The organism is Colwellia marinimaniae (assembly GCF_002207865.1).
GTDB classification, from domain to species: domain Bacteria; phylum Pseudomonadota; class Gammaproteobacteria; order Enterobacterales; family Alteromonadaceae; genus Colwellia; species Colwellia marinimaniae.
The window spans coordinates 99,529-113,997 of sequence record NZ_BDQM01000002.1 but is presented as its reverse complement, the minus strand read 5'-3'; the positions used below and the strand labels follow the sequence as shown (position 1 = coordinate 113,997).

Below are 14,469 nucleotides of genomic sequence, written 5' to 3'. Positions count from 1 at the left end.
CTTTTTACGGTTCAGCAGCCGTACACTTTAGCTAACCTCTTAAGTAAGCATAGTCACTGCTTGCAACATTTGTTCTGGTTTGAAGGGTTTTACCATCCAAGCCTTAGCACCTACAGCCTTACCTTGCTTTTTCATATCATCAGATGCTTCAGTGGTAAGCATAATGATGGGAGTAAACTTATAAGCGGGCATTTGCTTAATCGCTTTAACCATATCAATGCCGCCCATATTAGGCATGTTGACATCGGAGATGATTAAATGAATTTTTTTACCATCAAGTTTACTTAGACCGTCTTTGCCATCAACGGCTTCTAAAACTTCATAGCCCGCGCTTTTTAGCGTCATAGAGACTACTTGTCTGATACTGGCTGAATCATCAACTATTAAAATTGTTTTACTCATTACTCTGTTACCATTATTTAATTAAGCGCGACAGAATTTTCCTTTAAAAAAAGGTAATTTCATCATTTTTATTATCGGGTGATTTTTCACTGCCATCATGCAAGGCAACTTGCTCTAAGGTGGAATATGTCTGTTTAATATTATTAAGCCACTGATTTATATCTACCGGCTCTATAGGCAGCCCTTGGCTGAAATTGTATTGGCATTGTTGGTAGTTCGGGGCAAGTTTGTTCATATCATCAAAAACATGGCCAAGTATTTGGCTAACTCTATCTTGGAATTGCAGCGATACCAGTACATCATCTATCGCCAACTGCACCGTGGTATTTTCTTGTACTAGTTGGCTCGCATTGCGCATTATTTTCTCTCCAGCGACACTGTAATCTTTGATGACTTGTTTTATTGTTTCTTCAGCTGAGTTAATGATAAGGGCATCTTGTTCGGTAAATTCTTGGGTTTTAGTTAAGGTGTTTTGTAAGGTGGCATTAACTTGCTCAATGGTTTTGGTGATTCGGGCACCCGTTTCACCAGAGCGAGTTGATAAGGTTCTAACCTCATCGGCAACAACGGCAAAGCCTCGGCCAGCTTCACCTGCACGCGCTGCTTCAATGGCAGCATTAAGAGCGAGTAAGTTCGTCTGTGAAGCTATCCCCGCAACTTCATCACCCATACGGGAAAGCTCTTCTGCAATGGTGGATAAATTATTTATTTCATTTAAAATTTGATCACGGCCTACCATAGCGTCGTGTAAGGATTGAATGATGGTATTTAATGACTGTTCCGATTGACTAATAATATGGGTTAGACCACCTTCGCCACTCATATCGCCAGAAGTATCTTGTGATGTTTGAATGGCTTCGGCTAATTGGTCCTTAATGCGGGAAAAATTTGTTGCTAGTTGATTTATATTTTCATCGCCTTGGCCCCTGGCCAATGCTGTTTGTCCAGCCCATACTGCAATGATTTGATGTGCTAAATCTAAATATTGCTCTATATGAATCTTGTCTTGCTTGTTTGTTGACGATGCTTTTTCCGCCTGTAATAGCTTTTGTTGGTATGCAATAAATATTTTTTTTTGGAAAAAAAAACAAGCATAACCGGCAGAAATAACAACCATAGCAAGGATAATTGCTAATGTTATGCTTTGAGCACTATCAAGTAAGGCGAGTAATACGCAAATAGAGAGAATGAAAAAGCTAATATTTAGTTTTTTTTGCATATTAATAAGCATTACTGTTCCTATAGATGATGGCGTGTGATTTATCATATGTTCATAAAAACTTGACCTTAAACATAAAGCTAAAAAAGTTACGCTATAAATTAGCGTAGACAATGAAATTCAATAAAACAAGGCTTGCTAGTTATATGCTAAGTGATTGTCCAATCTAACAAATGTTATTGTATTTCTTTTGCTTTTACCGGTGTTTTCCTCGAGTAAGTCGTCATAACAAAAGTTAGCTAATTGCCGTTAAAACTGGGTATAATTATGTCAAAGTTGTTTTGTTGACCTCTAAATAGCAGCAAGGTTAGACTGCTTGAGCAATGACAGCTTTATCGTTAGATTTTTTATCCTTTACTTTGAAATATACCCTGAGGAATTCTTCTTGAATAAATACTTAATATCACCTTTATTATTAACCATTCTTCTTCAAGGTTGTGGTGGTAGTTCATCTAGTACTCCGCCTGAGCCGTCTGAGCCGCCTGAGCCGGTTGAATACAACTTCTCTTTAACCTCACAATTAAGCAATGATTGCGGCGTTAGTAGTGCTTTTATGGAAATTGAATTGTTACTGCAAGACGATACTTGGCAAACACTTAAAACCTATCAACCTGATGACAACGGTGTTATTAGCTTTATCACCCAAGATGAGTTTATTAACTACACCATAGTGGCTAAAAATCAGCAGGGCGATGAAGCCGAAGGTTTAAATGTTGTTAGCTTTTATCAAGCCAGTAGTGACACACCTAGCCATTACCAAGCGCAGTTTGATAGCTTAAGCTTAGTGGATAATGCTAGCAGTTGTGAGTGTGTTACAAAGGATCTAAATTTAGTTCACGCGCCATTGGCAATGGACAGAACGGTGACTAGCTCAGCAAATTTTGATAAGCCGAAGCCTATTGATGAGAGCAATACTTTATTCGAAGGCGTGCGAGTTTGCCGTATAATAGGTGGCAATTGGCCGTTACATTCATTTTCGGTAGAAGGTCTAGGTGGTAATCAAAAGCTTATTGCCGCGGGTAACTTTTTTGACCTTAATGCTGAAGATAATAGCGGTGGTGCTTGGTCATTATTTGCTACGCTTTCTGCAACTTCTTACCAGTTAACTCTACCGTATCAAGAGCTCACTAGTGTTCAGTTAATAAACGGTGAGAAGTACTTTGCCACGCAGGTAGCTGAAGGTGAGCAGAGCTTACTAATTTTTGATAATCACCTTCATACCTCTGAAAGTTATTATCAATCTCAAGCCAGTATGACCTGGGTGCCAAGTGGTTCTATTTTTGGTACTGCTGTCTCTAAGACTAAGCATCAAGTAATTTCAACCATTATTGAGGAGTCATTGAGCGTAATGGCAGGTGTGAATGAACCAGCCTTTAACGAACCTTACTTTGACGAAATTAAAGCCGATGGCAGCTACGACTATCGTGCTGTTGCCGCTTTTCCTATGGCAATTATTAACTTCGTATTTAGGACTACTGATCCTGAAACGGGTTTAGCAATGCCTGCTCAATGGACCTTTTATGGTCCTGAAGAAGGTACGTTAGCGATAAGTGCGCCTTTAACTGGCTATGAAGATATTATTGATATTAAAACTAGTAAAGAATCTCAAGATGTACAGTTAATTAACAGTAAAATAAGCAATACTTATTCGGATTATATTAAATATTATCAAGGTGATAGCTCTGCAGATTTGACTAATGATTTTGTTAAAGATATGACAGCAATAGAACTTGCTCTGAAATTTAATTAATGTAGTTTCAACAGAACAGTTTAATCAGCTTATTCTGAGTAATAAAAAAGCCTGCAATTGCAGGCTTTTTTGTGTGAAAAATATGACCAGCCTAACTAAGTACCTTAAAACTTATAATCTAAGCTAAAGCTGTAACCGCGCTCTGCACTAAGATATTCACTCACCGTTTGATAATTTTTATCGGTGAGGTTGGTTATTTTAGCCCATAAACTCATTTGACTATTGATACGGTAATTTACCCCTATATCCAATACCGTATATGCTTTAAGTTGGCTCTCTTGAATAGCTGAATTATCAAAACTACTACCTTGATAATTGACATCAAAAGTAAAACCTAACTGGCCGAGGGTGTAGATAAAGTTATAGTTAGCGGAAAAGTGTGGCCGTCTCGCTAGTTGCTTACCTGTGCTCTTATCTTCAGCATCAATATGGCTTAAGGTTAATCTGTTACTGGTATCAGCTATATCTGCAGTAATAGTTGCTTCTGCACCAAATATTTCCGCTTTAGCTATGTTTTCCGGTCGCCAAGGGCTATATGGCACAGAGCTATCAAGAGGTGCCCATTCAATTAAGTTATCGATAGTAGTTTGGTAGACTGATATTTCCGCAGAGAATAGTTCCGTTTGATAACGTGTTAAGAACTCTAAGCTATCAGATGTTTCCGAAGTTAAATCAGGGTTACCTTGCAGTGGATAATATAAATCATTTAAGCTCGGTGCTTTAAAAGCGGTACCATGACTTAATGAGAAAAGTAACTGGTCACTCACTTGGTAACCTACGGCTAATTGATAGCTAGTTTCACCATCAATATCAGCTATTTTATCGTAGCGTACCGAGGCTTCAAGTTTAAGTCGTTCAATGTTACGGGTAGTGCTAATAAAAAACGCCTTAGCATCACGTTCTGTTTTATCGTAAATGTTATTGCTATCAATACTTTCGTTATACCACTCATAGCCAGCAGTCAATTGTGACGCTTCAGCAAAGGGAAGTTGCGCTAAAGCACTTACTTGCTCTCGCGTTGTGGTGAATAAGCTGTTTGGATTAGGAAAACCATTTTGATTATTGTAATCACTGTAGTTATCTGCTGTGCTGTCTTGAGAAGTGCTTAAACCAAGCTGTAAATATACTTGCTCAAGTTGCAGGTGGTTTCTTAATGATAGATGGTAGTTTTTATAGCTGATTTCGTCACCAGTGTATTGGGTATTAGCATCAATTTCTGTAGTGCCTTGGGCGTACTGTGTGCTTATTTCAACGGTATATTGTTTGCTAAATTGGCTAGTACCAGAAAGACTTACTGATTGACGGTCATAACCATCATCATCATTTTTGTCAACAGCAGGTGGAATGCTGCCACTAGGAGCCGTAACATCAAATCCCTTGGATATTTCAGCGCTAGCGCTTAATGTGTAACTATGATCGTCATTACCAAAACCTAATGCGCCATAACCTTGGTATAAGCTATTACTAGCAACTTTGATACCCGCTTGGCCTTCACCGGCATTTAAACTTCGAGTGAAAATCTGGATAACACCACCAACGGCGTCAGTGCCCCACAAGGCAGACCTTGGCCCTCTAATTACTTCGACACGTTCGACTAGTTGCACTGGAATATCGGCGAGGTTTTTTATGCCAAGGCGAACACCATTGACTAAAACCAAAATGTGAGCTGAGTTGGTGCCACGAACAAAATCTGACGATGTTTGTGCAGTAGTACCTTGTGTGCTTATCGATATACCGGCAACGCGGTTTAGTAAGTCGCTGATAGATAACGGTTGAATTTTTTCTATTTCTTCACGGGTAAAAATGTCGACCGCGGCTAGGGTATCAAACTTATCTTGCATACTGCGATTGGCGGTAACGACAATGGTTTCATCGTTTTTAGTGGTTTTATTAAAAAATTGGCTACTTGTATGCCCAGCAAAAGAAAGTGATGAGTAAAGTAGACTGTGAATACTTAGTGCTATTAATGTTTTTTTCATTTTTCCTCAATTATTTACAGCTAATCATACCGCTAAAAAGGCGCAAAGCATTTTACTACAGAAATTGTTAAAGGTGAGCAAGGATTTGTGGTTTTTTCATAGCTACTTACTATAACAATGAAGCTTATTAGCAATCTCAGGCTTGTGTCCATTTGACGACAGAGGCAATGTTGTGGGTTTTCCTATGGCTAAGATTAATTTGATATTTATAGCCTTTAACTCATGAAATAAGTGATTACCAGTAAGTGGTTTTTTTGCTAGGAGGAAAAATACATGTTAGCTATTAGTATGCCAATAACGGGTTATAAATAGATTAACTTCTCCGCTCCTAAATTAAGTTAATACACATAAAAAAGGCCAGCAGCAAAAGCTTCTGGCCGTCTATTAAAAATCGTCAACATCTTTTAGGATGGGACACTCTAGCAAACTACCTGCTAGAGTTAGTCGCTACGATTATAAGTTGCTAAAGCTAATCTGCAAAAAGTACTCTGCTCCAGGGGTAACATAGCCCGGCACAGTTTCATAATCAGCATCAAAAATATTATTGGCTTTAAGTTGCAACTTCCAATCATCATTCAATTGATAATTAACACTCATATCAAGGGTGTTATACGCAGATAATGTGGCATTTGAGTAAGCGTCAAAGCGTGTTCCCTGATATTGATAAATGCCCGTTAGACTAACTTGTTCCCAGTCATATGTTGCGCCAATATTTGCTTTATGGCGAGCACGGCGACTTAGTTGTGTTCCTGTTGTTTTGTCTTCAGTATCGGTATAAGTATAATTGGCAGATAAGTTGAGGTTTTCTACCTGCTGAGATACATTGAATTCAACGCCTTTTATTTTAGCATCTGCAATATTATCAAATTGAGAAGTAACGTAATTGTAGTCTAATAAGTTGTCGAAACTTAAGTTGAAGTATGCTACTTCAGTTGTTACACCATAGACATCACCACGGAGTAAAAACTCCCAACTTTCTGATGTTTCTAGCTCAAGTTCAGCATTACCAGCGTAGCTATCATAAAGTTGATACAAGGTTGGTGCTTTAAAACCAGTACCGTAGTTAATGCTGGTGAAAAAAGAGTCATTAATGTTATAACCTAGGCTAACGTTATAGGTGGTTTTTGTACCGGTATCGTCTACGTCGTTATAACGTAATGAAAATTCGCTAATGAATGCATCTGCATTATATAAAGCACCAGCAAATACACTGCTGGTATTGCGTGATTCGCCATTAAAACCGTCATTAGAACCACTATACTCATCTTGATAAAACTGACCACCAAAGCTAAAGCTCAAGGCATCCGCTACGTTGTAAATACCGACATAATCTGCTTGATTTCGCGTTGTTTCATCAACTCCTGGGTAGTCACCAAAACGTATTTGTTCTTCTTGGTAGTGGGCTATATTAATATCGTGAGACCAAGAATCCTGCGTATAGTTTAAGTTAGTTGCTAACAAATATTTTTTGTACTCTTGGCTTGGGGCTGTTACTGTCCATTTAGAGTTACCATCATAATCATAATCACCTTCATCGTATCGACCAACCCAGCTTAAAGTTAATGCATCACTCAAAGGTTGTTGCCCCTTAATTGACAGATTAATTTTTTCATAGCCATCTTTATCATCATCAACAGCGAAGTCATTATTTGTTATATCGTAGCCATCACTTGTTTCTTTACTAATACTGAAGGTTGTTGCTCCTTCTCCATGGCTAATGCCAGCAGTTACGCCGGTAAAAATATAATTGTTTGAACCATATTCTACTGCTGCTTGATATTCACCACCGGTTAAATTACGGGTGAAAATCTGTATTACAGCGCCAATAGCATCTGAGCCATACATTGCTGCACGTGGACCTTTTAATATTTCAATACGTTCAATTTGGTATGTAGGTATATCATTAACCGATGCGCCACCTGAGCCAGTTACCGTATTAATACGTACCCCATCCACTAAGAATAAGGTATGACTTGAATTGGTACCACGAACAAAAATAGAAGTGAGTTGACTCGGACCACCATTAGAAGCAATATCAATACCAGCGGTGAGTTTTAATAGGTCAGCTATTGATTTTGGTTGAATACGGTCTATATCTATACGAGTAATGATAGATACCGTTGACATGATTTCATCGGTTGACTGCTTGTATGGGTTGCCGGTGATAAGTATAGTTTCATCGGCTTTGCTCGTTTTGTTAAAGTTTTCGATGTTACTTTGCTCAGCAAAAGAAAGTGATGAGTAAAGTAGGCTGCTAATACTTAGTGCTATTAATGTTTTTTTCATGTTGTCCTCAGTTATAAGCACCCACCGTGCTTACAATGATTAATTTAATTTTAGGCCGGTCTCCGGACTTGAGTTACACAAAAACTGTAACTTACACCGTTGCGGGGGCAGTATAGGGTTAACAAATTTCCCGTTTCACCTTCATTTTTAGTGATGATTGCTTACCAATTATCACTAAAACTATCGGGCACCTAAAATATTTATTATTGACTAGCGGATAGGCTAGTTATGCTTTTGTTGCAAAATCGTTCTTGTTTTATCGATTGCTGCACACAAATCTTTTAATGCCGTTAAGCTGCGTACTGTCATCCGATGCATAGCATCGGCGTCAGGTTGAATTATTTGCTTATTGGCTACTGCGGGTATCATTGGCCAATCTTGCCAATTAAAGCCCTCGCGCTCTTTTTGATTAACGGATAGTGGCTGAATAATGACTTGCACTGCCGCTGGTAGTACTTGCTCTATGCTAATTTGTGGGTATGGCGTGATCACCTGGGCAAAGGGGTTTTTGACTTTACAGATATTAAAAAATTGTTGTGGCCAACTGCCCTTGGCAACCGTTGTTAAGGGTCTTGACCAAAGCTCGTAAAAACCAGTGATTACTGTTTTATCTTGGTAAGCCATGGTTATCTTTGCTAACTCTAGCTCGAACTTTTTCGCTACTCTTTCACCTTGCGCGCTATGGCCGGTCAGCTTAGCAAAGTGGCGAACTTCTTTCGCTATATCTGAAAAAATCTGCGGGTGGGAGTAAATAACGTTAAAACCCAGTTGCTCTAATCGTGCTAAGTCATCACTCGGGTTGCCATTTTTCCAGGCGATAATTAAGTCAGGTTGCAACTCAATGACTCGCTCTAGTTGTAAACGGATATAATTACCTATGCGCGGTATTTTTTTCGCCTGCTCTGGGTAGTCAGCAAAGGCAGTGGTGCCAATAATTTGCTCACCGGCACCGATATCATAAAGCATCTCAACGATATGCGGGGAAAGGGCGATAATAGTTGGCTTGGCTTCTTTTTTAGATAATTCTTTATTAGTTTCTCTATTAAGCTCTTTATTGAGCTCGGCATACGCAGCATTGGCAATGAGCAATAAAGTAAGCAGCAGAACGGTTAGTTTCATGGTGTTTTTTCTGTTTGGTGATAAATTAAAGAGCTAGGGTATAAAGTGCTAGCTCTATTATTTGTAAAGGTAAGGTGCTTCTAAGGTAAAGTGGTTATATAGGTAAAGGGTGCTTTACCAGTCGATACCTTTTTGCGCTTTAATACCACTGTCAAAGGCATGTTTAATTGATTTTATTTCGCTAACTGTATCTGCCAGCTCTATGATGGCTCGATGACATGCACGACCAGTGATGATAACGTGCTGATGTTTAGGGCGATTGTTTAATGCGGTAATCACTTCATCTAAATCAATATATTTATATGATAACATGTAGGTCATCTCATCAAGTAAGACCAAATCAATATTGGTATCGCTGAGTAACTCTTTACACTTAAGCCAAACCTGCTGGGCTGCGGCGATGTCTTTTTCTTTGTCTTGCGTATTCCAGGTAAAGCCTGTGCCCATTACACTAAATTTTACCCCCGCATTTTCCAGCAGTTGTCGTTCACCACAAGCCCAGGTACCCTTAATAAATTGTGCCACTGCAGCATTAAGTCCATGACCGACGGCACGAGCGACAGTGCCAAAACCTGAGGTGCTTTTGCCTTTACCATTACCTGTTATTACAATGAGTATGCCGCGCTCCTCGGTGGCACTTTCAATGCGAGCATCAACTTTCTCTTTCATTTTTTGCATTCTTTGCTGGTGTTTATCAGTTATGTTGTGGTCAGTGGTTTTTTCATCAGTCATAGGGTTACCTCTGCTGTTCGTCTTTATTAAATATTAGTTTATTAACCGTTGATTTATTAATTTATCGCCCGAGAGCGGTACATGATAAATAAGAAAAATATACTACCTAGTGCCGAAGTGATAATGCCAATTGGGATCTCCGCATGAGGCAGTGATGAGCGAGCAATAACATCTACCCATATAAGAAATATAGCGCCAATTAACGCACTGCCAATAATTAGTTTTAGTGTTGTCACTCCGACTAGCTGTCTAACAATATGAGGTATCATCAAGCCAACAAAACCAATACCGCCACAATAGGCCACTATAGTTGCGGTTAGGGCCGCACAAATGCCTAACATAAGTAAACGTAACTTATCGACATCAACACCTAAGCTGGCAGCACTCTCATCACCTAATAACAGCGCATCTATTTGTCGGTGTAGTGCAAAGACGGTAATTATTGCGACAACAAGAACACTAGCAATGACGTAAAAGTTACTCATTTCAACCCGCGCTAAGCTACCCATAAGCCAGAAAATAACGCGGTTGGTGGCAAAAGGTTCGCCAAAATATAAAATAAATTGGGTGATCGATGCCAGCATAAATGAAACCGCAACACCAGCGAGCAATAATTGCTCCATGCGCTGCAGTACTTTAGCGATAAAGACTACAATAATGACGGCAAACAGTGCTCCTAGAAATGCCGCCAAAGGTAAGGCTATGGTGAGGTTATCGGCCAAGGTAATATTGGCGATGGTAGCGCCTAAGCCAGCGCCAGAAACAATACCAAAGAGATAAGGGTCAGCAAGTGGATTACGGGTGGTATTTTGTAAAATAGCACCAGCAATGGCTAAGCCCATGCCTGCCACCAAGGCGACTAACACCCTTGGAATGCGTACTTGCCAGATAATGACATTAACGATGGGGTTTTGGCAGCTACTCACTAAGCAGCTAATTAATTCTGCAGAGTCGATATCAGCAGGGCCAAAGGTAATAGCCGCCATCGCCGATAAAATAACTAAGGCTGACAATCCCCACAAAATAGTAGTAACTTTATTCATCAGGTGACTCCGGAAATTGACTGTTTTTTCCATGACTATCTGGTAAGTAGAAAGATACTTGGATGGCACCTGTCATTTCATCAATACTTTTCTGACAAGGTAAACCAAATACCTGGCTTAATTGCTTAGGCACCAATACTTCTTCGGGGCTGCCATCACAAATTAATTGGCCTTGATTTAATAATATTAATCGTTGGCAGTATAAACTGGCCAAATTAAGATCATGTACTGTCATGATAACGGTGATATTGAGTTTGTTGACTAGCTGCAATACCTGATGTTGGTAATACACATCTAAATGAGTGGTCGGCTCATCAAGGATCAAGATTTGACTGGCTTGCACTAGTGCCCGAGCAATTAATACTCTTTGTTGTTCGCCACCGGATAGTTGATTAAAGTTAGTATGTAGCGCTTGCTCTAAACCCACTTTTTTAAGCGCTAAATTTATTTGTGCTTTGTCGTGATCGCTGTCTAAGGAAAAAAGCGTTTTGTGCGGTAATAAGCCCATTTTCATCACATCTTGCACAGAAAGCGCAAAAATGCTGTCATTCTTTTGCATCACTAGGGCGAAGTGTTGGGCAATCTCTTTCGTACTATATCGAGTTATGGCACGGTTTTTTAATTGCACGCTACCGGTAACATTGGCGCTGGCGAGAATATTATTTTGATTTGTTATACAGCGTAATAGGCTAGTTTTACCCGCACCATTGGGGCCAATAATACCGATGACTTCACCTTTGCGGACAGTGAAGTTAATGTTGTGCAAGATGGCTTTATTTGGCACCTGCCAACTTAGCTGAGAGATATTAAGGAGTGTCGACATAGTGAAATTCGTGTTTTCCCGCACGGTGATAAGTGAGCATAGTTTTTTTGGTTAGCTATCTGACTTTGAGGCGATATTTATCGGAAAACTGAATATCACTTCATTTACAGTTGCGGGCACAGCGATGGATTTTCACCATCTTCATAACACAAAAATTCTTTAGGACGCGGATTCTAGCTTTATTTCATCTTATTAGCAAATTTTAGATGTTTAGACGGCTATTTGTTGTACTGATGGCGCCTCCTACTTGAGTCCCTGGGTGATTTTTAGGAAATGTTTAGCACATTGTAAGTCTGATAATTTAACTAAGAGCAATAATGCAAATGATAATAATTTTCACTTAAAAAATAAATACTTAGTAACCGATGTTTAGCGGATTAATTCGATAATTCTGCTACTTTCTACTAGGATTTAAGGCAACTGAAGCAAAGTGTTTTTTAACTTATTATGTCGAGGTGTCAGATGAAAGGTAATGCAAAAGTTATAGCGAGTCTAAATGGCTTGTTACACAATGAATTAGCAGCAATTGATCAGTATTTTACTCATTCACGTATGTATCAAGATTGGGGTTTAGATAAACTCTATGAACAATTAGATCATGAAATGCAAGAAGAGATCACCCATGCCGATGCGTTAATAAAGCGTATTTTATTTCTTGAAGGCACGCCTAATTTAAAAGACCGTCGAGATTTACTTATTGGTAATGATGTTCCTAGCATGCTTAAAAATGACTTAATTCTGGAGATGGAAGTGGTAGCGGCATTAAAAACGACTATTAGCTTATGTGAAAGTGAGGGGGATTTTCAAAGTCGAGAAATTTTAGAGAAACTGCTAGAAGATACCGAGGAAGATCATGTTTACTGGCTTGAGAAACAGCTTGGCCTTATCGACAAAATCGGCTTGCAAAATTATATTCAATCTCATATGGGTCAACATCTACCAGGGTAAGGGGAGTCATAATGAAAGGTAATAAACAAATTATTGCGCTATTAAATAGTGTTTTAGGTATTGAGTTAGTGGCAATTAATCAATATTTTTTACATGCCCGTATGTATAAAAATTGGGGATTGGACAAACTTAATAAAGCCGACTACAAGCTTTCTATTGAGAAAATGAAGCAAGCAGATGGCTTGATTGAACGGATATTATTTTTAGAAGGTTTACCCAATTTACAAGACTTGGGACGTATACAGATAGGTGAGCACGCGACAGAAATGTTACAAGCAAATATGGATTTAGAATATGTATCTCGTAAGGCTTTACAAAGCTTAATCGAAGAGAGTGAAAAGCTGCAAGATTATATCAGTAGAGATTTAGCGGAAGATTTACTGGAAAACGTAGAAGAGCAAATAGACTGGATTGAATCACAACAATATATTATTGACCATGCTGGTCTCGAAAATTACTTACAGTCTATGATGGCTTAGTCTTTGTTGTGAGTGCTAATCTAGTGATGAAACTAAAGCCGCTATTTTAAGCGACTTTGGGTTGTGCTTCAGCAATTTGTAATAGTCTTTTGTTCAATACCTGTTTAGTACATTGACAGCATTTCCCGCATTGCGAGCCGACATTGAGTTCATTAGTTAGCTGCTTCATCGTTTCTGCGCCATTATCTATTGCGGACTCTATTTGTGTGTCAGTGACCCCATGGCAAATACAAACGTACATACAGCTCTCTACTTGAAAAATAACTCGTAATTAATGTTGCATATAATAACCTTAATGATAATAATTATCAATAAGGTTGTTTTGTAGGTAAATTAATACGTTAGTCTATTTGTACAAAAAATATTGCAAATAATGGCTGGTTTTTTCGCCAAAAGGCGACTGACTATCGTCCACTTTGTTTGATTTAACAAAGTGAGTATTAATTTTATTGATTATAAAGTTTTACCGTGTGGTAATACCGCATTGGAGAAAATAATACCCGCAACGAGGGACATAAATATTAGAAATGTTTGTGAGCCTAAATCGGGTACATTGAGCATATTCTGCCCTGAAACCGCACTATTGAGGCCTATATATACTTTAGAGCCAGGGACTAGTACCACTAAACCGAGCAACCTGACAATGCTAGAAGGCAGGTTCATCACTCGTGAAAATAAGTTGCTATATAAGCCAAGGGCGAAAGCGCCAACAAAGGCCCCTAAGGCCACGCCTAAATAAGTACTTGCCCAGATGCTAACACCAAAGGCAATATAGCCAGCAATCATCCCCCAAGGGGCATCCTTTAATCTGACTTTAAATAACACCACTAAACTTGCTGATAAGGTTGTTACCGCTACCCATGAGGTCCACATTGGCATTGATTCGGGAGCAATAAACTCAGCGGTACCCCACATCAAGTTACCAAAGGCCATACCCAAGACGGCACCAAAATAAAGCTTAAATAACATCATGATACTATCCATGATACGCGCCGTACCTGACATTAAATGTCGAGCGGCAAGTTCAGACAAACCAACGGTTAGTGATAATCCGGGTATAAAAACTATGATGCTTGATAGAATGACCATGGGTATATTGATACTCGGGTCAAATATAGAGATGGCTGAGGCTAACAGTGATGCTGTTAGCGCCGCAATAGGCTCAAGTAATTCTGCCATACGGCGCGATTTTTCTGCCCACAGCACAAAAACAAAAATAACCCAGCCTAAGATAGCCGACCAGAATACATCGTGCCAACTGGTATGCATTAACATGGCAAAGGCGCCGCTTGAAGCGCCAAAAGCTAAAAAGGATAAAAAGGTGCCGTAAGGTGCGGGTTTATTTTTAACTTCGGCTAAACGGTCAATCGCTTCAGCTAAGGTGCGCTCACCATTGATTAATTCATCAACTAGTTCATCAATTCGCGCTAATGAGCCAAGATCTATATCTCCTGGGCTAACACGTACTAAATGATTATATTGCTGATCATCTTCATCATCGGATAAGATAAAGGTCAGCGACGTAGGCGTAATAATAAATGATGCGCGAATATCGAGAAATTTAGCAATAGATAAAAGGTTGTCTTCTAGGCGATAAGCGGTCGAGCCTAATTTATGTAAGGCTTTGCCTAATTTTATGATAAAACGACGTTTTTGGTAAAAATTATCGGTTTGCTGCATTGCGATATT

13 protein-coding genes and 2 riboswitches are annotated in these 14,469 nt (G+C 39.2%); of the genes, 3 read left to right on the top strand and 10 right to left on the bottom strand.

Translation table 11 applies throughout. The features are described from left to right. Nucleotides 1–39: 39 nt before the first annotated feature. Nucleotides 40–402 carry a response regulator gene (locus MTCD1_RS02045; RefSeq protein WP_057180012.1) on the bottom strand — a complete coding sequence of 121 codons (363 nt, stop codon included), beginning with the start codon at nucleotides 400–402 and terminating at the stop codon, nucleotides 40–42. A 43-nt stretch (nucleotides 403–445) separates the two neighbouring features. Next, complete coding sequence (locus tag MTCD1_RS23265; protein WP_438819273.1) at nucleotides 446–1,141, bottom strand: methyl-accepting chemotaxis protein; 696 nt, start codon at nucleotides 1,139–1,141, stop codon at nucleotides 446–448. Between the two features lie 865 nt (nucleotides 1,142–2,006). Here MTCD1_RS23265 and MTCD1_RS02035 point away from each other — a divergent pair. After that, nucleotides 2,007–3,371, top strand: a complete 1,365-nt coding sequence (locus MTCD1_RS02035) for a hypothetical protein (RefSeq protein WP_057180014.1) — start codon at nucleotides 2,007–2,009, stop codon at nucleotides 3,369–3,371. 104 nt (nucleotides 3,372–3,475) lie between these two features. On the opposite strand, the gene MTCD1_RS02030 is transcribed toward MTCD1_RS02035, so the two are convergent. The 6 genes from MTCD1_RS02030 to MTCD1_RS02005 all read right to left on the bottom strand — a co-directional run bounded on the left by MTCD1_RS02030 (nucleotide 3,476) and on the right by MTCD1_RS02005 (nucleotide 11,353). Then, nucleotides 3,476–5,350: a TonB-dependent receptor domain-containing protein gene (locus tag MTCD1_RS02030; protein WP_057180015.1), complete on the bottom strand. Its 1,875-nt coding sequence runs from the start codon at nucleotides 5,348–5,350 to the stop codon at nucleotides 3,476–3,478. A 453-nt stretch (nucleotides 5,351–5,803) separates the two neighbouring features. After that, a complete protein-coding gene (locus tag MTCD1_RS02025; protein WP_057180016.1) occupies nucleotides 5,804–7,636 on the bottom strand; it encodes a TonB-dependent receptor domain-containing protein in 1,833 nt (610 codons plus the stop codon). Nucleotides 7,637–7,672: 36 nt separating this feature from the next. Then, nucleotides 7,673–7,841, bottom strand: a riboswitch (cobalamin riboswitch). A gap of 17 nt (nucleotides 7,842–7,858) precedes the next feature. Beyond that, complete coding sequence (locus MTCD1_RS02020; protein ID WP_057180017.1) at nucleotides 7,859–8,755, bottom strand: cobalamin-binding protein; 897 nt, start codon at nucleotides 8,753–8,755, stop codon at nucleotides 7,859–7,861. 114 nt (nucleotides 8,756–8,869) lie between these two features. Continuing rightward, nucleotides 8,870–9,487, bottom strand: coding sequence for a cob(I)yrinic acid a,c-diamide adenosyltransferase (cobO, locus tag MTCD1_RS02015; RefSeq protein WP_057180018.1), 618 nt, complete (start codon nucleotides 9,485–9,487; stop codon nucleotides 8,870–8,872). Nucleotides 9,488–9,543: 56 nt separating this feature from the next. Continuing rightward, a complete protein-coding gene (locus MTCD1_RS02010; protein WP_057180019.1) occupies nucleotides 9,544–10,530 on the bottom strand; it encodes a FecCD family ABC transporter permease in 987 nt (328 codons plus the stop codon). Then, the gene (locus tag MTCD1_RS02005) at nucleotides 10,523–11,353 is read right to left on the bottom strand and encodes an ABC transporter ATP-binding protein (protein ID WP_057180020.1); all 831 of its coding nucleotides are present in this window, start codon (nucleotides 11,351–11,353) and stop codon (nucleotides 10,523–10,525) included. The genes MTCD1_RS02010 and MTCD1_RS02005 overlap by 8 nt, the downstream gene beginning before the upstream one ends. Nucleotides 11,354–11,397: 44 nt before the next feature. Further along, nucleotides 11,398–11,508: riboswitch (adenosylcobalamin-variant (AdoCbl-variant) riboswitch) on the bottom strand. A 307-nt stretch (nucleotides 11,509–11,815) separates the two neighbouring features. On the opposite strand from MTCD1_RS02005, the gene bfr (MTCD1_RS02000) reads away from it, so the two are divergent. After that, nucleotides 11,816–12,301 carry a bacterioferritin gene (gene bfr, locus MTCD1_RS02000; protein ID WP_057180021.1) on the top strand — a complete coding sequence of 162 codons (486 nt, stop codon included), beginning with the start codon at nucleotides 11,816–11,818 and terminating at the stop codon, nucleotides 12,299–12,301. A gap of 11 nt (nucleotides 12,302–12,312) precedes the next feature. Continuing rightward, the gene (bfr, locus tag MTCD1_RS01995; protein ID WP_057180022.1) at nucleotides 12,313–12,780 is read left to right on the top strand and encodes a bacterioferritin; all 468 of its coding nucleotides are present in this window, start codon (nucleotides 12,313–12,315) and stop codon (nucleotides 12,778–12,780) included. A gap of 46 nt (nucleotides 12,781–12,826) precedes the next feature. Here the strand turns inward: bfr (MTCD1_RS01995) and MTCD1_RS01990 are convergent, their stop codons facing one another. Both MTCD1_RS01990 and MTCD1_RS01985 read right to left on the bottom strand, forming a co-directional pair. Further along, the gene (locus MTCD1_RS01990; protein WP_057180023.1) at nucleotides 12,827–13,021 is read right to left on the bottom strand and encodes a (2Fe-2S)-binding protein; all 195 of its coding nucleotides are present in this window, start codon (nucleotides 13,019–13,021) and stop codon (nucleotides 12,827–12,829) included. A gap of 212 nt (nucleotides 13,022–13,233) precedes the next feature. Next, complete coding sequence (locus tag MTCD1_RS01985) at nucleotides 13,234–14,460, bottom strand: threonine/serine exporter family protein (RefSeq protein WP_057180024.1); 1,227 nt, start codon at nucleotides 14,458–14,460, stop codon at nucleotides 13,234–13,236. Between the last annotated feature and the right edge of the window lie 9 nt (nucleotides 14,461–14,469).

Coding starts and splice junctions, on each gene's coding strand:
- MTCD1_RS02045 (WP_057180012.1), bottom strand. CDS start 402: ATGAGTAAAACAATTTTAATAGTTGATGATTCAGCCAGTATCAGACAA.
- MTCD1_RS23265 (WP_438819273.1), bottom strand. CDS start 1,141: ATGGTAGGCCGTGATCAAATTTTAAATGAAATAAATAATTTATCCACC.
- MTCD1_RS02030 (WP_057180015.1), bottom strand. CDS start 5,350: ATGAAAAAAACATTAATAGCACTAAGTATTCACAGTCTACTTTACTCA.
- MTCD1_RS02025 (WP_057180016.1), bottom strand. CDS start 7,636: ATGAAAAAAACATTAATAGCACTAAGTATTAGCAGCCTACTTTACTCA.
- MTCD1_RS02020 (WP_057180017.1), bottom strand. CDS start 8,755: ATGAAACTAACCGTTCTGCTGCTTACTTTATTGCTCATTGCCAATGCT.
- cobO (WP_057180018.1), bottom strand. CDS start 9,487: ATGACTGATGAAAAAACCACTGACCACAACATAACTGATAAACACCAG.
- MTCD1_RS02010 (WP_057180019.1), bottom strand. CDS start 10,530: ATGAATAAAGTTACTACTATTTTGTGGGGATTGTCAGCCTTAGTTATT.
- MTCD1_RS02005 (WP_057180020.1), bottom strand. CDS start 11,353: ATGTCGACACTCCTTAATATCTCTCAGCTAAGTTGGCAGGTGCCAAAT.
- bfr (WP_057180021.1), top strand. CDS start 11,816: ATGAAAGGTAATGCAAAAGTTATAGCGAGTCTAAATGGCTTGTTACAC.
- bfr (WP_057180022.1), top strand. CDS start 12,313: ATGAAAGGTAATAAACAAATTATTGCGCTATTAAATAGTGTTTTAGGT.
- MTCD1_RS01990 (WP_057180023.1), bottom strand. CDS start 13,021: ATGTACGTTTGTATTTGCCATGGGGTCACTGACACACAAATAGAGTCC.
- MTCD1_RS01985 (WP_057180024.1), bottom strand. CDS start 14,460: ATGCAGCAAACCGATAATTTTTACCAAAAACGTCGTTTTATCATAAAA.